Raw genomic sequence first — 24997 nt, forward strand, 5'->3', positions numbered from 1 at the left:
AAACTATTGTTGTGGCATTAAAACTTCCATCTTATCTGCAAAATGTGCACAGTAGTCGCGCAAGTCGCCAATAACTTTTTCCGCCATTGGATCACCGCCAGAAGAACGGATAAAAGAATCGCCCAACGTTTGGAGCGTTTCATAGAAAAAACGCTTCATCTCATCATACGGCATATCTTTGGTCCAAAGGTCAATACGCATTGAATTCTTATAATGTGAATCCCATAAAGCCAAAAACATCGCTTTCGCTGGTAATTCCTCTGCATTATTCCCATCTGTTGATGACCACATGATATTTTCAGGCACATTGTTTTCATCTAACTCTACCTGTAATTTTATTTCAGCTTTTTTCATTTTAATATTATTGAGCTATTTATAGTATTGAGCTATGTATTTTTTGAAACAGATTCTAACTGCCATCGATTCATGACATAGCTTATCTTTTATTTTTAATTTGACCTCTTACGCAAAAGCTACTTTGACAATTAAACTGGTAACACAAACGACTACCAAAAATGCTAATTGAAATAACCACATTTTTTTATTTTGCTTTACAAAGACCCTAAATGCAATATCAACAACTGTCAATATCAGCAACAATAGGATAAATGCCCCCCAAGTAAATAAAGCTTTTTCATCATTGGGGTTTTCCATAACAAACCAAGCCACAAGGCATGCACTAGCGATATTTAGTGGTGTAAAGCGCACAATAAATTAACGTTTTTTAAAATTGCGGTTTGTTCCTCCGGATTTCGCTCCACCAGATTTACTCTTGCTTTTTGCCTTCGGTTTAAATCCCGAAGCACGTTGCGCCTCACGTACCTCTTTCTGTTTGATCACATATTTTTTCTCATGAAAGGCGCCTTGGTAATCGGGATTGTCTTTTCGTTTTTGATTGTCAATCTCACGTGCAATATCCTGTTTTTCCTGAAAAGGCGTTTTCTCAACAAAAACATCTTCAGGAATGGTGTAAACAGGTATGCTCTGTTTAATCAGTTTCTCTATTTTACGCACGTAATACTTCTCGGCATCATTACAGAATGTGATCGCATCCCCTTCATTGAAAGCGCGTCCAGTACGTCCAATACGATGCACATAGTCCTCGATAACGATAGGTACCTCAAAGTTAATCACATGACTCACATTAGAAACATCAAGTCCCCGTGCCGCAACATCCGTTGCAACCAAAATACGGATATTACCCTCCTTGAATGCATTGATCGAGTTTATACGTGTATTCTGGCCTTTATTAGCATGAATGACGCGAACCTCATCTTTGCCATATTTACGTTCTAAAAAATGGAATACATTGTCGGCAACTTGTTTTGTTTTGCAGAAAACGATCAATCGGCTAAAAGCTTCATCATCTTTCAATAGATGCTGTAATAAATTCAACTTTGTCTTTTGATTCGGTACAAAATACAGTGCCTGACTAACCGTTTTTGCTGGTGTGGCCTGTTCTGATACCTCAATAACTGTCGGAAATGCTAAAAAATCACCTGCAATTTTGCGAACGAGTTCACTCATTGTTGCCGAGAACAATAGGTTTTGACGTTTTCTCGGAACAATTTCCAATACGCGATGAATCTTACTAATAAACCCCATGTCCATCATCTTATCAGCTTCATCCAAGACCAAAAATTTGAGTGATTTAACGACAATATGCCCTTCCAAGTACAAGTCCAAGAATCTACCTGGTGTTGCAACGATAATATCTACCCCCTTCTCGAGCGTCTCTATTTGAGTTTTTGGGCCAAGTCCACCGTAGAGTACCACTGAACGCAAATCAAGATAGGTAGAAAACAGTTGAATATTTTCTTCGATCTGCATGGCCAGTTCTCTTGTAGGTGTCAAAATCAAAGCACGCGCATCATTTCCCTGAGCATACTTTAGTTTCATCAGCATGGGCAACACAAATGCCGCCGTTTTTCCAGTTCCAGTCTGAGCGATTCCCATCACATCCTGCCCGGCCAATATTGGAGTAATTGCCTTTTCTTGGATCTCTGTCGGCTGTTCATACCCCGCCTCCGCTATCGCATTTAAGATCTGTTTATTGAATTTAAAATTTTCAAATGATTGCTGCATTTTGCAAAGATAAGGAAAAGAGTCCATTTGACTTTCCTTGACAACCAATACGGTACACATTTACTTTTAATTGACATAAAAATTGGCAAATAGCATATTATAAAGTCTAATATTTTGGTTTTTAAGAGAATTAAAGCATTTTTGTACTGTATAAACAAACTTTTTATCAGGTTGATATGAAAAAATTATGGATGTGTTTGTTGTTCATCACAACAAGCTTTGCTGCATTTGCCGACGAGGGAATGTGGTTTTTAATGTATCTAAAGCGTCTGAATGAGTCAGATATGCAGAAAAAAGGGCTTCGTTTAAGTGCCGAAGAAATCTACAGCATTAACCACTCTAGCTTAAAAGATGCGATCGTACAATTCAATGGTGGCTGTACTGCTGAGATCGTTTCTGATCAAGGCTTAGTATTCACCAACCACCACTGTGGATATGGTGCTATTGCAGAACTTTCCACACCAGAAAATGATCATTTAACAAATGGTTTCTGGGCCAAATCCAAAAATGAAGAACTGAAACCTAAATCGTTGTCGGTTCGCTTTTTTGTGCGTATGGATGATGTTTCAAAACGGATCTTAGGATTGGTTAACAACAAAATGGCAGAAGATGAACGCAAAAAAATCATTGCTGCTGAAATTGCTAAAATCCAACAGGAAAATAGCGAAAATGGCAAGTATGTGGTTGAAGTAAAATCGTTCTACCAAGGCAATGAGTATTATTATTTTGTATACCAAGATTACAACGACGTCCGCTTGGTAGGAACACCTCCAAATAGTATTGGAAAATTTGGTGGTGATACAGATAACTGGGAATGGCCACGTCATACGGGAGATTTCTCAATTTTCCGTGTTTACGCTGATAAAAATGGTAATCCAGCAGAATATGCACAAGACAATGTTCCTTTGAAACCTAAACATTTCTTACCTGTTAGCTTAAAAGGTGTTCAAGAAGGAGATTTCGCGATGATCTTGGGCTATCCCGGTCGTACCAATCGTTGGATGCCTTCTGGAGGAATCAATCAGAACGTTAAATTCGCTTATCCAGCTTGGGTAGAAGCTTCTAAAACAGGTATGGATGCCATGAAAAAATTCATGGATCAGGACCAAGCTGTAAAATTGAACTATGCTTCTAAATACTCTCAAGTAGCCAATTACTGGAAAAACCGTCAAGGAATGATTGATGCATTGACATTACATAAAACGGCAGAGTCGAAAGCAAAAGATGAAGCTAAATTTGACAAATGGGCAAATAAAGGCCCCAACAAAGCAGAATACGGTGATGTCATCAAAACAATCAATGAGTTTTACGCTGCTACAAACGAGAAAGCTCGACATGACAACTATTTAATGGGCATGTTGCGTTCCAGTGCAATTGCAGCCTTACCTTACACAATCGGATCGGGTTTAGAAGTATATGCAGCTGGAGATGAAGCAAGAAGAAGTGCGATCCTTCCACGCTTAAAATCTGCTATCGATGCGGGGTACGAGAAAATGTATATGCCGCTAGAAGAGCAAGTATTAATTGATGAATTGAATCTTTACGCTAAAAAAGCAGGCAATATTGCACCATATATTGCAGAATTGGCAGCTAAAAATAATGGTGACTTTACTGCTTATGTCAAAGAATCTGTGAAGAATAGTATTTTTGCATCTGCTGAACGTCTGAACAATTACTTGGAAACTCCTAACGCTGAAATTTTAGCAAATGATCCATTGTATAAGCTTTCTTCGGCTTTATTGAACAGATACCGTCAAGTAGATCCTAGTTGGAAAGCCCAAGACGATAAATTTGAAGGCGCGTACCGTAAATATGTTGCCGGAGTACTGGCTTCAAATCCAAAAGGTAAGTTCTATCCAGATGCGAACAGTACTTTACGTTTAACGTATGGTTCGATCAAAGGCTTACCACAAGACCCTCGTAACGACGCTGACAGAAACTTTTATACGACGTTAAAAGGTACCATAGCGAAGTACAAAAAAGGTGATGAAGAGTTCGATTTGCCACAGCGTTTGATGGATCTGTACAATAATAAGGACTATGGCCGTTATGCAGATAAAAAAGGACATTTACCAGTAAACTTCCTAAGTGACAACGATATAACAGGCGGAAACTCGGGATCACCAGTAATAAATGGCAACGGAGAATTAATTGGCCTAGCTTTTGATGGTAACATTGAAGCAATGGCTGGTGATGTGATCTTCGACCATAAGCTACAACGTACAATTTCAGTTGACATCCGTTATGTATTATTTATCATCGATAAATTTGCAGGTGCGACCAACATTATTGACGAACTAAAGATTGTTGAATAGTTTTTTTTAAGCTTTTTCGATAAAAAAAAACGAAATTTATTTTCTATTTGATTCGTTTTTGTATATTTAAGGAGTGTTTAGGAAAAACCATAAAAACTAAAATTATAATTATAAAAAAATGGAAAACTACGTAAAATTAAAAGAGTTAGTAGCTTCTATCGAAGCTGATGCAGACAAGTTCTTCAACAATGGTAATTCTGCAGCTGGTACACGTGTACGTAAAGGATTACAAGAGATCAAAACCTTAGCACAAGAAATTCGTAACGAAGTTACTGCTAAGAAAAACGACGGAAAATAGTCTTTTCGGAGTAAACATAAAAAGGGCCTTTCAAATGAAAGGCCTTTTTTTTGAAAGTTCCTGCTGTTATTGGCCAGAAAAACCTTCAGTTCGCTTACATCGTTATTGCCGTCTACGAAATCATGAAGTTTTTTTGATCTTTACAGAAATGTGCAAGCCATCACTAAGTTATAGATCTTTATCCCCAAATAATCCCCGAAAGAGGCTTTCAGTTTATCATAAACCTGCTGCCTGGTTAGGGGCTTATCTTTCTTCTTTAATAACGTTGCCGATGAAGGATTTACAGCGCCCAATTCCACCTTCGTTGCAAACATGTTGTAATGCAGCTCTGGAACGGCCAAACCAAGGATCATTCCCGGTAATCCATTAAAGGCTGAGGGGCCGCCTGAAACAGGGATCTGATCCGTATAAAAAGCGACGGCATAGATGGAATCCAGTACAAGTCCGTTGGCCCGACGGCATGGGTAACCTGCGATTTCACGGTATTCATTCGTAATTTTCCACTTGATCTTTAATGTTGAATCGGTTATGACAACACGCTCGCCACCTAATTCAAAAACAGAATTAAATGCTTTATTTTTCAGATTCTGATAGCCGCTTATCCCCGACTCAAAAATTCCAGAACGCATCAACCCGGTAACAACATCCGAATATTCTTCAGGAATATGCTCATAGAGGACCTCATCATTGGAAAAGGTCAGTTTCTTTTTCAGCACCTGATTTTCTGGAATCTGACCCATCATTTCTCTGATGGAGTTACGCGTATCCTCGTCTTTTGCATATGTTGCATAGCGTTTGAGCAGGTTTTTAAGAAATACAGTCTTGTCATAGGTAATTGTTCCTTGTGTAGGAAAATAAGCATATTGTCCAAAAGCTGTGGCTCCCCAGAATAAGGCCAGCAATAGGACGAGTAAATTTTTGATATCTTTCATTTTATTTCGATTTTACGAGCATTTTATTGATTTCCCAAGTGAGCTTAACCATATAATATCTGCTGATTGTATTGTATCGGCGTTCAGTAAGCAATGTCCCGTTTTGACTTCTGTCAAAACCCACATTCTGTTTGAGGAGGTCATTAACCATAAAGGTCAATTCCAGCTTTTCATCTTTTCGGAACTTTTTTGACAAAGCCGGACTCAATACGAATCGTTCAAACTTTTTACTGTACACCGCCGTAGGAGCCTGATAGCTGTAGCTAAAATCTGCTCGCACAATAAATTTAGCTGGCAGAAAGTACTTTAGATTTCCTTCAGATGAAAACGTAAATCCCTTGCTATCTTCCATCGCGCCTATGGAATTATCTTGGATAAGATAGCCTGGGGACAATTCAATACCAAAGTCTAAACCCTTGGTTGTTGATCGCTGTAGACCATAATTAAGCCCATAACGTTGTACCTTGGCGTTAGCCAATACGGTATTGACGTAGTTATAATTGTTGCTGAAAGATACGGATGGTCCGCCACCATGTCTCAATTGAAATTTTTTCCATAACTTGCCGTAGTACATTGGACTTATACTAATCTGATTGTTGCTACTGTGGTTCAAATTTCCCCAAACAAATGTAGTCTTACCCAATGAATCAATCGTTGTATTTTGCACCAGCGCATTGTTTGTACGTGAAGCGCTTAAAAAGATGCCTATAAACTTATCTTCCAATACGGAATAGGTTCTAAAGCTCAGGTTCAAATTATTGGTGTAAGATGGCTTTAGATTTTCGTTCCCTAAGTACTCATTCAAGGGATCCAAATTCGACCGTAATGGTTGGATCTGATTTAAGGTAGGTAAACCATTCGTACCCTGATACTTCAAACTGATTGATTTATTTTTTTGAATCTCATAATTGACATCAACCACTGGATTATATACAAAAAATGATCGTGAAAGTCTCGTATTCTCCATGCGGTTTAATTGCGACAGATTACTGTTTTCGAACTTATTTGAGACATTAACCACGAGCTTCTCCAGAGGCTTGTAATTAAGTGCGAGATTATAGGTGTTTTTTGTCGTTTTATATAAGAAATCATTGCTATACAGACTATCCAGTCTATCAAAAGTACCAGTATTCTGATTTTTATCGAAAGACTGAACAGCGTTGTTATTTCTGTTGAAATTCAATCCATATTCGAAAGAGAGGATAATCTTTTTTGAAATAGGTTCAGAGTATGCAAATTCTCCACCGGTGGAAAAAGAGCTATTTTTCACAAATTTCTTCTGATTGAGGGTCGAATCTCTTTCAGCAATCCCTTCTTTATAAAATGTAAGTTTAGAAAACAAATCTTGCTCACCGTCTTGTTTATTGCCCGATGTAAAATAGTTGAATGATAACGAGCGGCCTTTCTTTTTAAATCGCCTTACATAGAGCGCTGAGGCATTATACTGTTCTGATCTGGAATCGTTCTTAAAGTTTCGCATGTTATCGTTGATCTTCTGATCAAATTGATTGACAGTGGTTGATTGTGTCTCTGAAGAACTCTTATCATGTCTTTTGTTTGCACCTGCCCAAACCGTTAAATCGGACATGGAATCGACCTTAAATTCATATTTCAAGCCAATATTATGCTTTCTATTTTCGTTGGAGGCCAATGTGCTGCTATTGCTTGTTAATATCGTATCGCGTGCCGCATTGCGCGTGAATACACTTCGATCCAGATCAACATCGGATCGGATATGTTTATAATCGATTCGCCAAGCATGTTTTTTGTTGGCCGTTTTATCCGAATATAAAAATCCTGTATTCAGGGATTTAGGAACACCTTCTCCATTAAAATTATCACCTCCGTCGTAATCTCCCCCCATGCTATTCACTTCCTCATAGCTGAGTCCGCTCTTCCCAGTGTTACTTGCAATCAAATAAGCCGAAGCTTTAAACGATTGATTAAAGTAGTTCAAAAAGCCCTGTCCAGAGTAGAACTTATCACTACCTCCACCCACATCTACTTTTCCAAATATTCCGCGTCTAGCCTCCTCTTTGAGTTTCACGTTGATTGTCTGTGTACGTTCTCCATCATCAATACCTGTTTTCTCAGCCTTATCAGACTTCTTTTCGTAGACCTGAATTTTGTCAACCATGTCAGAACGAATATTCCGGCTTACTAAAATTGGATCGTCACCAAAGAACTCCTCTCCGTCAACCAGCATTTTCTTTACTGTTTTCCCTTGTGCAGTAATTTTACCGGAAGCATCGACTGTAATCCCAGGCAGGACTTTCAACAAATCTTCAACTTTGGCATTTTTTTCCACTTTAAAACTTCCAGCATCATATTCCGTTGTATCGCCCTTGATACTAATGGGTACTCGCCCCATAACGATTACTTCTTCCAATAAGGTTGTGCTGCTGGTCATTCCAATAGATAGGTTATTGTAGTGCTGCCCTGGCAAGATCTCCGTGTAATATTCACCATACTTTGGATAGGTGACAATGATAAAATATTGTCCAGTATCAGGGCGCTCAAGAGAGAACTTACCATTTTCATCCGAACGGGTAAAATTGGTCAAAATAGAATCTTTGGCTGTTAACAACATAATTGTTGCATTATGCAGCTTAAGCTGATCTTTTACATCACTGATTTTTCCTTCAATTCGGGATTGAGCATGAACTATTCCGCAGAAACAGAATAAAATAAGTAAAAGTAGTTGCCCCACTCTTTTCATAACATGGTATTGGATAGTATATAATTATATAAGTAATAAAATTCGTGCACAAAACTAATATTTAGTTTCAGTTAATTTTAGTTTATAGCAAAAAAAATACAAGAAATAAAAAGGTATTAAAAAATTAAAACAAATAACTGATTAACAATCAAATACAAATATAAAATCACAAAAAAAGCTCTTCAAAAGAAGAGCTTTTTTATCTAAACAGTTAGAAATAGACAACATATTGTGTGTAGCGTACACGATGTTTATAAATTTCCGAGTTCCATAATAAATTGAACAGTTTCTTTATTCATATGTTGAGACAGTACACTTGTAATCTGATCCGTCATGGCCTTTCTTGTCATTCGTTTGACCTTGGTATTCTCAAATTTCTTTTTGTCCATCACAACGGTGTTGCTGAGTTCGACTTTTGTTGCAAAATAGGAAACGTGCTGACTAGGTACGACCAATCCCAAAATCATACCGGGAAGACCATTGATGGACTCTGGGCCTCCACTGATCGGAATTTCATTGCAATAGTATCCAATAACATATATGGAATCGGGGGTAATCCCATTAGCTCTCCTGCAGTTATAACCCACGATCTCACGGTACTCGTCTGTGATCTTCCATTTGATACGTTTCATGGAATCCTGAACGATGATTTTTTCACCAACAATATCGTTATATCTTAAAAATGAACGGTTGGTCATATTTGAAAGTGTTGTTGCATCGAAATCTAGTGCCAGCATCATAATGTACTGCTTAATTTCTGCATCCAGACTCTCGTCTTTTACCGATTCAAACAAAGTCTCCGTCGCATTGAATTTCATTGACTTTTTTAACACGGCATTTTCCGGTAACCTCGGTATTATACGCTCAAAAAACTGTTTTGAATTATCATCGGCCTTAGCGATGAATTTTTTACTTACGATATTCTTCATATACATCGTCTTATCGTAAGAAATGGTTCCCGATCGCCCAAATAGCACATATTGTGCTTTAAGAGCTACGGCCGAACAACAGAAAAAGAGAAAAAAGATATATTTTAACATTTTATTTCGCTTAATATTTTATAAAAACATTTTTGTAAAATCCCATGATAGTTTAAGCATATAATATCTGCGTATCGTATCATATCGACGTTGTGTAAAGACAGAAGTCGATGCCGAACGACTAAAGCCCTTATTCTGATTAAGAACATCGTTGATCATAAAATCTAATACCAACGATTCATTTTTCAGGAATTTTTTACTCACACCCGGATGCAATAAAAACTGTTCAAACTTCTCGTCAAAAGCTTTGGTTGCAGCTTCATAGGAATAAGTGTAATTGGTATAAACCTTAAATGTTTTGTTGAAGAAATACTCCACACTTCCATTGGAAGCAAATACAAAACCATTGCTATTGGTATTGCGTTCCAAACTTGATTTCATCAAACGATACTGTGGACTAAAGTTTAGGTCAAAATTTAAACCTGTCTTGGTGTCTCTTTTGAAATTATACGTAAAATTAAAGTTCGTCGTATTGACTTTATTCAATTGGTGATTGAACATATTATAGTTATCACTCATATTCACATAAAACTGTGGCGAGTTGGACAGTCCTAGTTTTTTGCTCAATTTGAAGTAGACTCCGGACCATACATTTAGGGAGGTATTTGTCTTACCCTCCACATTATTCCACGTATATGTATTGATTCCTTTTAGTGTATCGATATTCTGTGTAATTGGGTTCTTTTCGGTAGAAATATTACCACCAACATAAACATAGTTTCCGGTCAACACGCGGAACGAATTATAATTCAGATTTAATGAGTTTCTAAATGACGGTTTTAAGTTTTCATTTCCCAAATAGCGATTAATCTGGTCTGAGTTATCCAAGATTGGTTGGATCTGGCTCAATGAAGGCAATTGATTTTTACCGGTATAATTCATCCATAAACCCTTCGTTTTGGTAAAGGAATAGCCTGCACTTACATTTGGATTGTACGTAAAGTAACTTCTTGTAATCCCCTCACTTGTATAGTTATTGAATTGTTTCAATTTGTCATTATTGAAATTATTAGCCACAGTGAACTTAAATTTTTCAGTTGTGTGAACTATAGCCAATTTGTATCTGCTGCTGCTTCTATCAAAATCATAGTTGTTACTAAAGCGACGGTCCAATTGATCATAATTCCCCTGTCCATCATTATTGAAAGATTCCACAATAGAACTACTGTTACTTTGTTCAATTCCTGTCCCCACAACAAGATTCCAAATTTTAGATAAGGGTTCAGTATAGGAAATCGAAGCGCTTAGCACATCACTTGTATTATTACGTACTTTACTTTGATCCGTAGTTGAATCTGTTTTTAAGCTATAATTTCTCAGGTCAGAATTTAAATGTCCAGTACCTTTCATCTCATTTCTTTTCCATTGACCATCAAATGTAAAAGAACGTCCTTTTTTCTTGAATTTATGGGTAAAATAGCTACTAAAGTTGAACTCGTTGATGTTATTTTGCACCAATTCCCGTGTATTCTCGGCAATGGTTGTATCTGCGTTTTGGCCAAACTGATAAGCTTCACGCTTGTTATCTGACCAAAGATTTTTTCTTGACGCACCACCTCGTATGGTCAAGAGATTTAGCGAATCTAATTTCAGGTCATATTTTAGATTGGCACGATGCTGGTCATTTTCGGAATCGACATTCTTAACCGATTTGTTATTGATCAAACCGGTCATAATCGTTTCATCATTTCCATCACTGCTTAATCTTCCATATTTATAGTTAATGTTGACTGTATGTTTATCCTTATCAAATTTGTCTGAGAAGTTAACCCCCGAATTTATGGCACGAGGTACACCAATAACACCTTGTCCTGAAAAGGGATCCGTAAAATTGGACCAGCTCATCGAACCATCATCACCATACGATACACCTGAATCACCGCCATATTTTTGCGCATCCTGCCAGTTCATGCTCGTAGTACCATTATTACCAAAAAGCCCATAAACTGATATTTTTTGCGAACCCTTAAATTTGTTCAACATCAATTGTCCCATATAATAGTCGTCGGTTCCTCCACCAAGAAGCGCTTTTCCGAACATACCATTTTTAGAGCCTTCTTTTAGCTTCACATTGATCGTTTGCTCACGCTGACCGTCATCCACTCCTGTTCGCTCTGCCTGCTCAGATTTTTTCTCGTAAACCTGAACCTTATCCACCATATCCGATCGGATATTTCGTGTTACCAACGTCGGATCGTCACCGAAAAATTCTTCTCCATCTACCAATACCTTCTTTACTGTTTTACCTTGTGCGGTTATCTTTCCGGATGCGTCGACCGTGATTCCGGGTAAGGCTTTCAACAGGTCTTCAACTTTGGCATTTTTCTCAACCTTAAAACTGCCGGCGTCATATTCTGTGGTATCACCTTTAATTGTGATGGGAATACGTCCCGTAACGATGACTTCTTGTAATAATGTAGCTGTGTTTGTTAGGCCAATAGCCAATTTAGAGTAGTCCACCCCAGGTTGGATCTCCGTATAAAAATCACCATACTTGGGGTAACTCACAATCAGTACGTAAGCTCCTGTATCGGGCTTGGCTAAGGAAAATAGGCCATTTTCATCCGATCGGGTAAAGCCCGTCAATATGGAATCTTTAGCGGTCAACAGCATCACTGTTGCATCTGATAACTTTAGTTGGTCCTTTACATCACTTATTTTCCCAGCAATCTTGGATTGACCTGAAACCAAACCAGGGATAGCAAAAATGAAAAATAAGAGAATTTGTAAAACTCTTTTCATAAAATTGTTGGATAGTAAATTAATATCAATATAACATTAGTAGATAAAACCAATGTTTTGTTACAGTAAATTTAATTTTATTTCTTAAAACACTGATTTTGGCCCATAGTTCCCCATTCGAGCAAAATAGAAGATCCATTTTACAAAAGCTCAGATCCTAAACATTCATCAAGAAACACCTTCGCTATACTTGATAATGCTTCTTCTGTTGCATATTGATGAGTCGCCACAACTGAAGACAGAAGAAGCATATCAAAACAGCAAAAGATAATTGGCAACCTATTGCGCTATAATTTTTAAGATCGGGGGCTATATCTGCAACCTGAATTTTGGCCATCAGATAATTGTTTAGCATCATACCGCAAACTGTTCCAAGAAGAAAAAATGTAATTGCATACTTCTTATTTGACAGCGCTTTCTCTTTATTTTTCTCAAGGGCCGCGATACCGTCTATGATACGTTGTTCAAAATCATCAAATGGCAGTTCTATTTTACTCATTTGCATAACTTTTTTGAATTTTTCCTGTTCCTTATCCATAATACTCCGCTTTTTTTATTAACTGATTCAAGATAATCTGCATATTTTTACGGGCTCGATGCAATATGACTTTTGTATTTGACAGTGTCCAGCCCATAATTTCCTGAATTTCATCCATCGACTGTTCTTCCAAATAGAATAAACGTAATGCAACAGACTCCCGAGCGGGCAATATCGTGAGTGCATCGTTGATCATTTCTTTTCTCTCATGTTCGATTATCTCATCCAATACCGAATCGTCATGTGATATGTCATGGTGGGACAGATCAAAATTGACCAGGTCCAGTTTCTTATGCCGAACGGCATTAAAAGCCACATGCACCACAATCCGGTAAAACCAGGTACTAAATTTAGATTTTCCTTTAAAGGAAGACAGCGATTGATAGCACTTTATAAATGCTTCCTGAACGGCATCTTCTGCCAAATGCTCTTCCTTTACAATAGAAAGAGCGACAGAAAATGCCATATCCTTATACGTTTTTATAAAATAGCGATAGGATTCCACATCACCTGATAGAACTTTTCGAATATAGATTTCATCCATTGGCGGGTTAAATATCGCGTTTTTTATCCAATCGGTTAGCAATTATCATCGCAAGCCCTGCAGAAATAATCAAAATTGCTACGGCAAGTGAATCCGGCAAATCAGTTTTGATGTAATTGTCCAATATACCGACAATGAACAAACCAATTCCGATACCAAGAACCAAGATTCCGGGCTTTTGCCAATCCAAAGACTCCTTTTTCCTACTTTCGCTAGGTAGGTGTACTGTGGCGCTTCGATAACGCATAATAAAATAAACACACAGGGTAATACACGTAAATAATCCGACGCCCAAAATGGCTGCTACTGATTGCTTTTCCATAATTATTTGAATTAGTTTTTACATTAGTCACCACCATTCCCGAAAAGGTTACAACAAATTGAGTTAAATGTGTCGATTTGTGTAAATTTGTTTCAAACACAAACAATATGCAAAACATTAAAGAATATGTAGAAGCAAACAAGCAACGTTTTTTAGATGAGTTGTTTGATTTATTGCGTTTACCTTCAGTAAGTGCTGATCCTAAATTTAAAGGAGATGTGGAGAAGACTGCTGAATTTGTTGCTCAGAAATTGCGTGAGGCAGGAGCCGACAATGTAGAAGTTTGCCCTACTGCTGGTAATCCAATCGTTTATGGAGAAAAAATTATCGATCCAGCGCTACCTACCGTATTAACTTATGGCCATTACGACGTACAGCCTGCTGATCCATATGAATTGTGGGATACCCCTCCTTTCGAACCGACAGTCCGTGATGGCAAAATCTATGCTCGTGGTTCTGCCGATGATAAAGGTCAGTTTTATATGCATGTAAAAGCCTTCGAATACATGATGAAAAATGATGCATTAGCATGTAACATCAAATTTATGATTGAGGGTGAAGAGGAAGTGGGCTCAGTCAATTTGGGTACATTTGTTAAAGAAAATACGGAAAGACTGAAAGCTGATGTTATTGTTATATCTGACACATCAATGATCAGCATGGCACAACCCTCATTAGAAACTGGCTTACGTGGACTATCTTATGTTGAAGTAGAAGTAACTGGTCCTAATAGAGACTTACACTCCGGTGTATATGGTGGAGCTGTAGCCAATCCTGCGACAATATTAGCAAAACTGATCGCCTCATTGCATGATGAAAACAATCATATCGCCATTCCGGGATTTTATGATGATGTTGTCGAATTGACTGCTGAAGAACGCAAAGCATTAAATGAAGCACCGTTCGATATTGAAGAATACAAAACAGATTTAGGTATCCAAAATATCTGGGGCGAAAAAGGGTATACCACCTTGGAACGTACAGGTATTCGACCAACCTTGGAAGTCAACGGTATCTGGGGTGGTTATATCGGCGAAGGAGCCAAGACTGTATTGCCTTCAAAAGCTAATGCAAAAATCTCGATGCGTCTTGTACCAAATCAAAACTCTCATCGTATTACAGAGCTTTTCAAAAAACATTTTGAATCTATTGCTCCTGATTATGTGAAAGTAGAAGTTAAACCTCATCATGGTGGTGAACCTGTAGTAACACCTACGGACAGCGTTGCTTACAAAGCGGCAGAGAAAGCCTTACATGAAACATTTGGTGTGAAACCTATCCCGACACGTGGTGGCGGTTCTATTCCAATTGTTGCTCTTTTCGAAGACGTATTGGGTTTAAAAACAGTACTTCTGGGATTTGGTTTGGATAGCGATAACCTACACTCGCCAAATGAAAAATATGGCATTGAGAATTACCTCATGGGAATTTCAACGATTCCTTTATTTCATAAATATTACGCGGAACTAAGCAAATAATTTAGTTTTTCATTAGATAAAGGGTTATTTTTAAATTTTAGAAATAACCCTTTATCGTTTTATGGATTTTGATTTTCGCTTAATCGTTTTTTACACTGCAGCTCAGCACCTTAATTTCACCAAAACGGCTTCGGCTCTTTTTATCTCGCAACCTGCAGTAAGCAAAAACATCCAGGAATTAGAAAAAAAACTTGGTGTACCACTGTTTGAAAGAAAGGGCAACAACCTCAATCTGACTGATCCAGGTCTCATCCTTTATAAGTATGCGCAACAGATTATCAATCTTTATAATCAGGCGGGCCAGGAAATACAGGAATTACAAAAAGGCCGAAAAGGAAATCTTGTTTTGGGAGCCAGCACAACCATCTCCCAATATATTTTACCTGCTTTGCTTGCCGATTTTCTGTCTCAATATCCCAACAACCGCATCCAGTCTTTTCAATCCAATAGCCGCAGTATTGAGGAACAGCTTGTCGATAAAACACTGGATCTAGGCATTACTGAAGGTTCCACGGATAACCGGGCGCTGAAATACATTCCTTTTATGAAGGATGAGCTGGTCCTCGTTACAAATAGCCAGAATCCACTATTAAATCAATTAAAAAATCCGATCCTATCAGATATTACACGCTTGCCTCTGGTACTTCGCGAGCAAGGATCGGGTACACGAACAATTATTGAGAATGCACTAAAAGATAATCGTATTAATTTATCGGAAGTACAGATAGAAATGATCCTACCTTCGACGGAAAGCATCAAAGGTTACCTGGCCCGTCGTAATAGCTTTGCCTTTTTATCCATTCATACGGTACAGAAAGAAGTACTTAACAATCAATTGGCTATTGTCGATATTCCACAATTGACAATAGAACGTTATTTCTATTTTACTCATTTATATGGAGGACTTGCCGGTACGCCCAACCAGTTTCTGCAATTCTGTCTGCGGCAAAACTTCAAGTTATAACCAAATGTTATGTCTCATAAACAAACTTCGTTTTAATTCCGCATTTAAGGGGGGTAGATTTGTGCAAATGAATTAGCGTAATGGAATATAAAAAACTAACAAATTATTTAAAGGCGCTTAGCTGGATCATTGTCGCATTGGTCATTACGTGTACGACCTTATGTGTATTTCCGCTAAAACATGAGGAAAACAAAAAACAAATAGATTCTCTAGAAATGCACAGCGATTCACTTATAACGCACGTCTCCCAATTTAAAGAAATCTCTTTCAAAGATAATCCAGAGGGTAAAATGGCAAGTTATGGTGAAAAGCTAATCAAAAATACCTACGACTATTTTTATGATGGTGAGGTCAAAATCGGAAATAAGCTTACCTGCAGCAGCTGTCATCTCAATGGAGGCACCAAGGCTTTCGCCGCTCCTTATGTTGGACTCACCAATGTATTTCCAACCTATATTGGCCGGGAAAACAAAGTTGAATCACTCGAAGAGCGTATCAATGGTTGTTTTGAGCGGAGTATGAACGGTCGAGCTATTCCCGAAAATAGTAAGGAAATGAGAGCCATTGTCACCTACATCAAGAACATCAGCATAAATACCGTTAATAAAGGCCGCTTGGCAGGTCAAGGATTTATTAAAATGGCCATTCCCAACCGTGCTGCAGACTTGAAACATGGTCAATTGGTTTTTGAGAACAAATGCACAAGTTGTCATGGAAAGGATGGACAAGGTCTACCACAAACGGCGGGAAAAGGATATCAATATCCGCCCTTATGGGGTAAAGATAGTTACAATGATGGCGCTGGAATGGCTCGGTTGCTTACCGCTACGCGTTTTATCAAAGCAAATATGCCTTTGGGCGCAACTTATGACGCGCCGCAATTAAAAGACGATGAGGCCTATGATGTCGCAGCATATATCAATTCTTTCGATAGACCTCAAAAATCAAATAAGCAACTGGACTATCCCAATCTAAACAAAAAGCCCAAAGACAGCCCATACCCCCCTTATGCCGATAACATTAGCATAGAACAACATAAACTCGGTCCTTATAATTTCTAACTATAGACACCCCATTAAATCAATAATAAATATGAAAAAACAATTTACAATCGCATGTATTCTCTTAGCGATAATGACTATTCAAGCGAAAGCACAAGACAATAAATTGTTGCTCAATAATCATCAATACAGCGGTGCTTTAGCAAAGAAAAAAGCCTATAAAGCGATCTATCAGTTGGACAGTAATGATCCAAAAACTATCGAAAAAGCAATCCGGAATATTAACAATGCCTTGAAAGACACGCGATTAAAGGGGCGCCTACAGATTGAATTAGTTGCATTTTCTGGTGGTACAGAAGCTTATTTAAAAAAGAATAGTCAGTATGAGAAACCATTGAAGGATCTGGTAGAGAAAGGTGTTATCGTAGCCCAATGCCTAAATACGTTGGAAGAGAAACATATTGCCAAAGAAGAACTATTTGATTTTATAGGCTACGTTCCCAGCGGAAATGGTGAATTAATCTTACGAGCAAATGAAGGTTGGGTTATCGTTAAACCATAAGTATTGTGAAAAATTTTCTACTGCTTGGCCTAACAATCGCATTATTGGGAGCCCAGGAAATTAAGGCACAAGAACATCGTTTTGACCCACCCTGGAATAATCCACCAGAATCGGCGCTGAATTTCACTGTACCCGGGATAGATAATATCCCGGATTTATATGGTGATATCGAGAATCCGCAGCTTACAGTATTTTTCGCTGGCAATCAATTTATGGTGGTCGATGATCTACTTGCATCATTCAAAAAAGAATATCCACAATACGAACGCATTTTTGTTGAAACGCTGCCACCGGGTATTTTAGCCAAACAGATTAAAGGTGGATCCATCACAGTAGGCAATCTACGAATTACACATAAACCAGATATTTATACAGCTAGCAAAAGGGCTATTAACGAGATGGCAGATTACTTTAGCCATACACAGGTTTATTGCTACAACAATATCTGCCTGATGATTCCAAAAGGAAATCCCGGTAATATTAGGACATTGAATGATTTAGGAAATGAGAAAGTTCGCATCAGCATGCCTAATCCGCAATGGGAAGGGATTGGTGAGCAGATCAAAGCATCTTATAGAAAAGCAGGTGGAGAGCAACTCGTTAAGAAAATCATGGAAGAAAAGGTGAAGGATGGCAGCACCTATCTAACGAAGATCCACCACCGAGAAAGCCCCATGCGTGTATTGTACGGACAGGCAGATGCGGCTCCGGTTTGGGCTTCTGAAGTCGTTTACCAAAAATTAATCGGTCATCCTGTCGAAGGAATCACCATTCCTGATGCACAGAACACTACCGCGACATACGTTGCTGCAAAGCTAAAAAGTGCGCCGCATACGCAGGCTGCAGATGACTTCTTAAAATTCATGGACTCCCCTTCCGCCAAAAGTATCTACAAAAAATATGGATTTACGGTAGACTAAAAAAGAAAATGGATAATTAATTATCCATTTTCTTTCTTTACTTTAGATCAAAATTAGTTTGACTTGTATGATTTTATTGCTCAAAAAGCTCCATCGGTATTGGTATTTTATCAGCGTTCTACTTGTTTTTCTTCTGTTTTTCCCTTATATCTATTTTTTAGCACGCCGTCCTGAAAAAAACTATGCTAGAATAGCCCGTATGCGTCGCTGGGTATCAGTTGGTGGTTCGGCCTTGGCGGGTGTTTTTTTTAAGGTGAGCTACGAATCAAAAATAGATTGGAACCGCTCCATGGTGCTATGTCCCAATCATACTTCCGTCTTGGATATAACAGCACTCACCTATTTATGTCCGGCTCCATTTTCATTTATCGGGAAAGCTTCATTGCTTAAAAATCCGGTTACACGTATTTTTTTCAAAACAATAGATATCCCGGTCACCAGGAGAAGTAAAGTATCTTCGTTCAAGGCCTTCCAACGTGCCAATGAACTTGTCCGAAGCGGCAGAAGTGTGGTTATCTTTCCAGAAGGAAAAATCGATGATGGTTTCCCGCCGCAGATTCACACATTTAAATCCGGTGCCTTTCGAATCGCTATTCAGAATGACGTTCCCACAGTGCCCATTATCATAGAAAATGCCTGGGATATCTTTTTCGATGACGGTTCGAAAAGAGGATCCCGGCCTGGAATTGTTAAAATACATGTATTCAACCCGATAGAGACGAAAGATTTTAACGACGATAATGCTTCAGAACTGGAGAAAGTTGTCTATGACAAAATGCATTCCTATTGGATTATGAAGAATAAATCGTATTTTCATAACCTAGAGAACCTCCAAAAAATATGTCAGGAAAGATCTTAATCGAAATCAAGGATATTGCTAGAGAATACCAAATTGGTGCAGAGACCATTCACGCCTTAAGCTCCGTTACACTCAATATCCATAAAGGAGAATTTGTTGCCTTAATGGGCCCTTCGGGATCGGGCAAATCTACCTTAATGAACATTCTCGGTTGTTTGGATACCCCAAGCCGAGGCGAATACATCCTCAATGGGATTAACGTAAGTGACATGACTGACGATGAACTCGCCGAAGTAAGAAACAAGGAAATTGGTTTTGTGTTTCAAACTTTTAACCTACTGCCAAAGAATACAGCACTGGAAAATGTTGCACTTCCTCTAATTTATGCCGGTTACAGTAAAGTAAAACGCGAAGAAAAGGCCACGGCAGCACTAGAAAGTGTCGGCTTGGGGCATCGTATGGACCACAGGCCCAATGAACTCTCAGGAGGACAACGGCAACGTGTTGCTGTTGCAAGAGCACTGATCAACGATCCTTCCATTATACTTGCCGATGAGCCAACAGGTAACCTTGACACAAAAACGTCTATTGAGATCATGGGCCTACTTGAAGAAATTCATTCCAAGGGTAATACTATCATTCTCGTGACACATGAAGAGGACATTGCATTACATGCACACCGTATTGTACGTATGCGTGATGGACTGATCGAAAATGATTATCCTAACCCTGACATCAAATCAGTGTCACCGAGATTGAGTGCTTTAAACGAAAAAGGAAGTGATTTTGAGAATATTTAAAAATATTATAACATTAAAAATCAAACACTTATATTATTGACATAAAAATAACACTCGATTTACTTGCTTAAGTTAAATTAAATCATAGTTTTGCGAAAATAGAGAACTTAAATTGTTTTTATATGTATTGGACATTAGAATTAGCTTCGCATCTAGAAGATGCACCATGGCCAGCAACAAAAGATGAATTAATCGATTACGCTATTCGTTCAGGTGCACCTGTTGAGGTGATTGAAAACTTACAATCTCTTGAGGATGATGGCGAGCCATATGAAAATATCGAAGAAATTTGGCCCGACTATCCAACAAAAGACGATTTCTTCTTCAATGAAGATGAATACTAAAAAATAAAAAACGCCTTTTGAATAAAGGCGTTTTTTATTAAAGGCATCTCATTCATTTTAAAGACGACCCATTACAACTTATTCCGATAAGCTCAAAAGGGTTTTTATCCCATAGTTTTAATCCATTTCAATGAAGCTCAGTCTTACAGATATGAAGATAAAATTAAAGCTATTGCTGTTCATTTTTATGAGCTGCATGATCAGCCAAAGCTTATTTGCTCAAGAGCAACAAATCTCCAATGATCATGTTGTCGTTTTAAAAAGGTTTGTCCAGCGCTTGAATGATCCTAATTTAGCGACTGATGTTATTTTAAGCCAAGACCTTATCACGTCTAAAAAACTTGACGAAGATCTTCAGGAATACCTATTGGCGAGCATCGATGAAATTAGGATAAATGTACAGAGCAAGAATATCAACCAACTGGAATACCTTAGCTTTGCACAAGCAGGAAGAAAAGAAACAAATGACATCGATCTTGAAGGTATTGATCCACAACAAGTCTACTTTGTCAAATACCTCAAGCGTTTTGTATTTGCGGCAGTCATCCGTGATAGCAAAATTGCTTCTTTTACATTAGTCTCCAAAGGCAACAATAAAGCTCATTTTGTATTCTATTAGTTTTCATCGCCCTTATTTTATCAGACGCTTGCTCTTAGAATCCTTAAATATCACGCTTAGTCTTACATAATTGCACGCTTATCAGGTTTTATTTTACAGTATATTTGTGAGCAATATTAAGCCAATGATGCTTTCTTAAAAATTTTTCAATAAAAACACTTGCATTTTATAATTCTATCAACCATATTTGTATTAATAAAAATAACAATGATAACAACTGTATCAAATAAAGCTTGGTGGTGGCACAACGAATAACGTTGTGGCAAACTCCTATTGCATTATTTGATTAATACGTCAAGATATGATGGGCTTGCCTAAATAAGGTAAGCCCTTTTTTTATTTAAATTACCATGAAAGAAATTTTAGCGCATTTATTTGAATACAAGACATTTTCTCGGCAAGAGGCCTACGAGATTCTAACCAACATTGCCATGGGCAAATATGACAGTCACCAAATTGCGGCATTTATGACGGCTTATGGTATGCGCAGTATTCGCGTTGAAGAGCTTGGAGGGTTTAGAGATGCGATGTATGATTTATGCCTCAAGCTGGATTTTAACGGTTATGATTTAATTGACCTTTGCGGTACAGGTGGGGATGGTAAAAATACCTTCAATATCTCGACAATAGCATCTTTTGTCACAGCTGGGGCTGGTTACCATGTCGCAAAACACGGTAATATCGGGGTATCTTCGAGCTGTGGTTCATCCAATGTCATGGAATATTTGGGCTATCAATTCAGCAATGACAAGTCTGAACTGCAACGCCAGCTTGATGAAGCCAATATTTGTTTTCTACATGCACCGTTATTTCATCCTGCAATGAAAACTGTTGCCCCGATACGTCGCGCACTGGGTGTTAAAACCTTCTTTAACATGCTCGGACCATTGACCAACCCCGCGAATCCTAGATTTCAGTCTGTTGGTGTATTCAGTTTAGAATTAGCAAGACTGTATGGTTATCTATACCAAAATACCAACAAACAATATTCCATTATTCATGCTTTGGACGGTTATGACGAGATATCCATGACCGGCGATTTTAAGGTAATCAACAATCGAGGAGAGAATTACTACAGTATGGAGGAGCTTGGTTTTACCCCAGTCTCAGCACAGGAGTTGACGGGAGGTGATACAATAGCAGATGCTGCCCATACTTTCTTATCTATACTAAATAATCAAGGTACAGATGTGCAAAACAATGTTGTTTTGACCAATGCCGCATTTGCAATTAAGACTTTTAATCCCGAAAAATCTTTCGGCGACTGTTTTTATGAAGCAGAAAGTTCACTGATGGAAGGCAAGGCATTGCGAAGTTTCCAAAAACTAATCAAAAAATAAGATGGCGATCAAAGTAAAAGTTTGTGGCATGAAATATCCCGATAATATAGCAGCAGCAGCTTCCTTAGGCATCGACTATATGGGGTTTATATTTTATGATCAATCCAGACGTTATGTTGACGAAAGTGCCTCGGTATTCATTAAACAACTTGAGCGTCCAAGCAAGGTCGGGGTTTTCGTCAATGCTAGCCTCTCTGAAATTCTTGTTAAAATAGCGGAATTCCAATTAAATGCGATTCAATTACATGGCAATGAATCGGTGGAATTTTGCGTTGAACTAAAAGAAAAATCAGGGATTACTGTCATTAAAGCCTTCGGAATCGATCAAGACTTTGACTGGGCACAACTAAATCCCTATACCGGAGTTATAGACTATTTTCTATTTGACACGAAAAGTAGTTCCCACGGTGGTACAGGGATACAATTTGACTGGTCCTTATTGGACCAATACAAACTTACTAACCCCTATTTTCTCAGTGGCGGTTTAGATCCCGAAAATATTAAAACAGCGCTAGAAAGGAATGATCCACGGCTATATGCATTGGATTTAAATTCAAAATTTGAAGTAGAACCCGGCTTAAAAGATATTGAGCTATTAAGCCACAGTATAAATAATATTAAAAAATGAGTATATATCAAGTCAATGAAAAAGGATATTATGGCCCATTTGGAGGAGCCTATATCCCTGAGATGCTCTATCCAAATGTGAAAGAGCTACGTGAAGAATATCTCAAAATTATTGAAGAGGAAAGCTTTCAGGCAGAGTTTAATCAATTGCTCAGCGATTATGTCGGACGCCCCTCTCCTTTATATCATGCCAAACGGCTCTCGGAAAAATATGGGACTACAATCTATTTAAAACGTGAAGATCTAAACCATACTGGTGCACATAAAATCAATAATACCATAGGCCAAATTTTGTTGGCGCAACGTTTGGGGAAGAAGCGTATCATTGCGGAGACAGGAGCAGGACAGCATGGCGTTGCTACAGCTACCGTTTGCGCGCTAAAAGGTATACAGTGTGCAGTGTATATGGGAGAAGTCGATATTCAACGTCAAGCTCCAAACGTAGCAAGGATGAAAATGATGGGGGCTGAAGTTATCCCGGCAACCTCAGGCTCCAAAACACTAAAAGATGCTACCAATGAGGCTTTAAGAGATTGGATAAACAATCCTGTCGACACGCATTATATCATTGGGTCTGTTGTGGGACCACACCCCTATCCTGATATGGTTGCACGCTTTCAGTCCATAATTTCAGAAGAAACGAAAAAGCAGCTATTGGCAAAAACAGGGAAAGAAAATCCGGATATGGTCTTGGCCTGTGTAGGAGGAGGCTCCAATGCGGCAGGCATGTTCTATCATTATCTGGATGAAGAATCGGTTCAGTTGTATGCGGTAGAGGCCGCTGGCCATGGTGTTGATTCCGGTGAATCGGCTGCCACTACAGCATTAGGAAAAGAGGGAGTTTTACATGGAAGCCGATCTATTCTCATGCAAACGGCGGATGGGCAGGTGATCGAACCCTACTCCATATCTGCGGGTCTCGATTATCCCGGTATTGGTCCTCAGCATGCCTGGTTATTCAAATCCGGTAGAGGGAACTATGTCAGTGTGACTGATGACGAGGCAATGCGCGCAGGCCTGGAACTGACGAGATTAGAAGGTATCATACCTGCTATTGAGAGCGCACATGCATTGGCTTATTTGGAAAAAATTCCTTTTAAAGGCGATGAGACTGTCGTTGTCTGTCTTTCCGGACGCGGTGATAAGGATCTAGATAATTATATGAAATACTTTGATTTTTAGGAATGAATACAATTGAAAAAAAAGAAGATACTCCTCTTTTATCGATATATTTTACAGCTGGATATCCAACATTGGACAGCACAATAAGTATTGCCAAGAAATTGGAAGAAGCTGGCGCGGACTTTTTGGAAATCGGTTTTCCTTATTCCGATCCTGTCGCAGATGGTCCTGTCATTCAGCACAGTTCGGAAGTTGCTTTGGCGAATGGTATGACTGTAGAAAAGTTGTTCGATCAGTTGGTCGACCTTCGTAAACATGTCAGCATCCCCGTATTTCTGATGGGCTACTTTAATCCTGTCCTTCAATTTGGTGTTGAGAGATTCTGTGAAGAATGTAAAAATGTGGGCGTGAACGGTGTCATTATACCCGACCTACCCATGGATGAATACGAAGAACTTTACAAAGACACGTTCGAGAAAAATGGCATAGCCAATATATTCATAGTAACTCCACAGACTTCGGAAGAACGAGTCAGAAAAATAGACAGCCTTTCTAGAAGCTTTATTTATTTACTTTCTTCCAATGCAACCACGGGTAAAACACTTGATGTTGGAGACAATACCGCAGCTTACTTCAAACGGATACATGATCTTCAATTAAAAAATCCATTGATCGTTGGCTTCGGTATTTCCGATAAATCTACCTTTCAAAAAGCGAGCAAACATACTGCAGGCGCTATTATAGGCACTGCATTTGTCAAAAGGTTAAAAGAACCGGATTATCTTGCACAGATTCCAGCATTTATCTCGTCCATCAAAGATTAACATGCAGGTTAAGAATTAGCAAAGCATTATTTCTTTAATAAGAGTTCGGTCTAAAGTTTTTT

25 protein-coding genes are annotated in these 24997 nt (G+C 38.5%); 15 read left to right on the forward strand and 10 right to left on the reverse strand.

Annotation, left to right across the window (positions count from 1 at the left end):
* Window positions 1-3: 3 nt before the first annotated feature.
* The 3 genes from gldC to B3C94_RS14880 form a co-directional block, all read right to left on the reverse strand.
* Complete coding sequence (gene gldC / locus B3C94_RS14870) at window positions 4-354, reverse strand: gliding motility protein GldC (RefSeq protein ID WP_088160288.1); 351 nt, start codon at window positions 352-354, stop codon at window positions 4-6.
* 108 nt (window positions 355-462) lie between these two features.
* Window positions 463-708, reverse strand: a complete 246-nt coding sequence (locus tag B3C94_RS14875) for a hypothetical protein (protein WP_293904982.1) — start codon at window positions 706-708, stop codon at window positions 463-465.
* Window positions 709-714: 6 nt separating this feature from the next.
* The gene (locus B3C94_RS14880) at window positions 715-2085 is read right to left on the reverse strand and encodes a DEAD/DEAH box helicase (protein WP_293905399.1); all 1371 of its coding nucleotides are present in this window, start codon (window positions 2083-2085) and stop codon (window positions 715-717) included.
* 176 nt (window positions 2086-2261) lie between these two features.
* Between B3C94_RS14880 and B3C94_RS14885 the strand changes: the two genes are divergently transcribed.
* Window positions 2262-4400 (forward strand): S46 family peptidase, encoded by a 2139-nt coding sequence (locus tag B3C94_RS14885; protein WP_293904984.1) that lies wholly within the window; start codon window positions 2262-2264, stop codon window positions 4398-4400.
* 118 nt (window positions 4401-4518) lie between these two features.
* The gene (locus tag B3C94_RS14890) at window positions 4519-4698 is read left to right on the forward strand and encodes a hypothetical protein (protein ID WP_046674057.1); all 180 of its coding nucleotides are present in this window, start codon (window positions 4519-4521) and stop codon (window positions 4696-4698) included.
* A gap of 140 nt (window positions 4699-4838) precedes the next feature.
* Here B3C94_RS14890 and B3C94_RS14895 read toward each other — a convergent pair whose 3' ends face one another.
* From B3C94_RS14895 to B3C94_RS14925, 7 genes are all read right to left on the reverse strand, one after another.
* A complete protein-coding gene (locus tag B3C94_RS14895; RefSeq protein ID WP_293904986.1) occupies window positions 4839-5630 on the reverse strand; it encodes a GLPGLI family protein in 792 nt (263 codons plus the stop codon).
* A gap of 1 nt (window position 5631) precedes the next feature.
* Window positions 5632-8349, reverse strand: a complete 2718-nt coding sequence (locus B3C94_RS14900) for an outer membrane beta-barrel protein (RefSeq protein WP_293904988.1) — start codon at window positions 8347-8349, stop codon at window positions 5632-5634.
* 251 nt (window positions 8350-8600) lie between these two features.
* The gene (locus tag B3C94_RS14905) at window positions 8601-9389 is read right to left on the reverse strand and encodes a GLPGLI family protein (RefSeq protein WP_293904990.1); all 789 of its coding nucleotides are present in this window, start codon (window positions 9387-9389) and stop codon (window positions 8601-8603) included.
* An 18-nt stretch (window positions 9390-9407) separates the two neighbouring features.
* Window positions 9408-12131 (reverse strand): outer membrane beta-barrel protein, encoded by a 2724-nt coding sequence (locus tag B3C94_RS14910; protein WP_293904992.1) that lies wholly within the window; start codon window positions 12129-12131, stop codon window positions 9408-9410.
* A 184-nt stretch (window positions 12132-12315) separates the two neighbouring features.
* Window positions 12316-12630: a hypothetical protein gene (locus tag B3C94_RS14915; RefSeq protein WP_293904994.1), complete on the reverse strand. Its 315-nt coding sequence runs from the start codon at window positions 12628-12630 to the stop codon at window positions 12316-12318.
* 31 nt (window positions 12631-12661) lie between these two features.
* Window positions 12662-13213: an RNA polymerase sigma factor gene (locus B3C94_RS14920; RefSeq protein WP_293904996.1), complete on the reverse strand. Its 552-nt coding sequence runs from the start codon at window positions 13211-13213 to the stop codon at window positions 12662-12664.
* Window positions 13214-13220: 7 nt separating this feature from the next.
* A complete protein-coding gene (locus B3C94_RS14925) occupies window positions 13221-13535 on the reverse strand; it encodes a hypothetical protein (protein WP_293904998.1) in 315 nt (104 codons plus the stop codon).
* Window positions 13536-13642: 107 nt separating this feature from the next.
* Between B3C94_RS14925 and B3C94_RS14930 the strand changes: the two genes are divergently transcribed.
* The 13 genes from B3C94_RS14930 to trpA all read left to right on the forward strand — a co-directional run bounded on the left by B3C94_RS14930 (window position 13643) and on the right by trpA (window position 24935).
* Complete coding sequence (locus tag B3C94_RS14930) at window positions 13643-15013, forward strand: dipeptidase (protein WP_293905001.1); 1371 nt, start codon at window positions 13643-13645, stop codon at window positions 15011-15013.
* Between the two features lie 61 nt (window positions 15014-15074).
* Window positions 15075-15977, forward strand: coding sequence for a LysR family transcriptional regulator (locus B3C94_RS14935; protein ID WP_293905003.1), 903 nt, complete (start codon window positions 15075-15077; stop codon window positions 15975-15977).
* A gap of 80 nt (window positions 15978-16057) precedes the next feature.
* A complete protein-coding gene (locus tag B3C94_RS14940; RefSeq protein ID WP_293905005.1) occupies window positions 16058-17038 on the forward strand; it encodes a c-type cytochrome in 981 nt (326 codons plus the stop codon).
* 31 nt (window positions 17039-17069) lie between these two features.
* Window positions 17070-17540, forward strand: coding sequence for a DsrE family protein (locus B3C94_RS14945; RefSeq protein WP_293905007.1), 471 nt, complete (start codon window positions 17070-17072; stop codon window positions 17538-17540).
* A 5-nt stretch (window positions 17541-17545) separates the two neighbouring features.
* The gene (locus tag B3C94_RS14950) at window positions 17546-18460 is read left to right on the forward strand and encodes a substrate-binding domain-containing protein (protein ID WP_293905009.1); all 915 of its coding nucleotides are present in this window, start codon (window positions 17546-17548) and stop codon (window positions 18458-18460) included.
* A gap of 67 nt (window positions 18461-18527) precedes the next feature.
* Window positions 18528-19319, forward strand: a complete 792-nt coding sequence (locus B3C94_RS14955) for a lysophospholipid acyltransferase family protein (protein WP_293905010.1) — start codon at window positions 18528-18530, stop codon at window positions 19317-19319.
* Complete coding sequence (locus tag B3C94_RS14960) at window positions 19301-20059, forward strand: ABC transporter ATP-binding protein (RefSeq protein ID WP_293905012.1); 759 nt, start codon at window positions 19301-19303, stop codon at window positions 20057-20059. The genes B3C94_RS14955 and B3C94_RS14960 overlap by 19 nt, the downstream gene beginning before the upstream one ends.
* A 122-nt stretch (window positions 20060-20181) precedes the next feature.
* Entirely contained in the window at window positions 20182-20403 is a 222-nt protein-coding gene (locus B3C94_RS14965; RefSeq protein ID WP_028072584.1) for a DUF2795 domain-containing protein, read from the forward strand.
* A gap of 151 nt (window positions 20404-20554) precedes the next feature.
* Entirely contained in the window at window positions 20555-21022 is a 468-nt protein-coding gene (locus B3C94_RS14970) for a hypothetical protein (protein ID WP_293905014.1), read from the forward strand.
* A gap of 350 nt (window positions 21023-21372) precedes the next feature.
* Complete coding sequence (trpD, locus tag B3C94_RS14975) at window positions 21373-22362, forward strand: anthranilate phosphoribosyltransferase (RefSeq protein ID WP_293905016.1); 990 nt, start codon at window positions 21373-21375, stop codon at window positions 22360-22362.
* Window position 22363: 1 nt separating this feature from the next.
* Window positions 22364-22990: a phosphoribosylanthranilate isomerase gene (locus B3C94_RS14980; RefSeq protein ID WP_293905018.1), complete on the forward strand. Its 627-nt coding sequence runs from the start codon at window positions 22364-22366 to the stop codon at window positions 22988-22990.
* On the forward strand, window positions 22987-24171 hold the full coding sequence (gene trpB / locus B3C94_RS14985; RefSeq protein ID WP_293905020.1) for a tryptophan synthase subunit beta: 1185 nt from the start codon (window positions 22987-22989) through the stop codon (window positions 24169-24171). Before B3C94_RS14980 ends, trpB begins: the two co-directional genes overlap by 4 nt.
* A gap of 2 nt (window positions 24172-24173) precedes the next feature.
* Window positions 24174-24935, forward strand: coding sequence for a tryptophan synthase subunit alpha (gene trpA / locus B3C94_RS14990; protein WP_293905022.1), 762 nt, complete (start codon window positions 24174-24176; stop codon window positions 24933-24935).
* The last annotated feature ends 62 nt before the right edge of the window (window positions 24936-24997 follow it).

It is taken from the genome of Sphingobacterium sp. UBA5670 (assembly GCF_002420705.1).
Classification (GTDB): Bacteria; Bacteroidota; Bacteroidia; order Sphingobacteriales; family Sphingobacteriaceae; genus Sphingobacterium.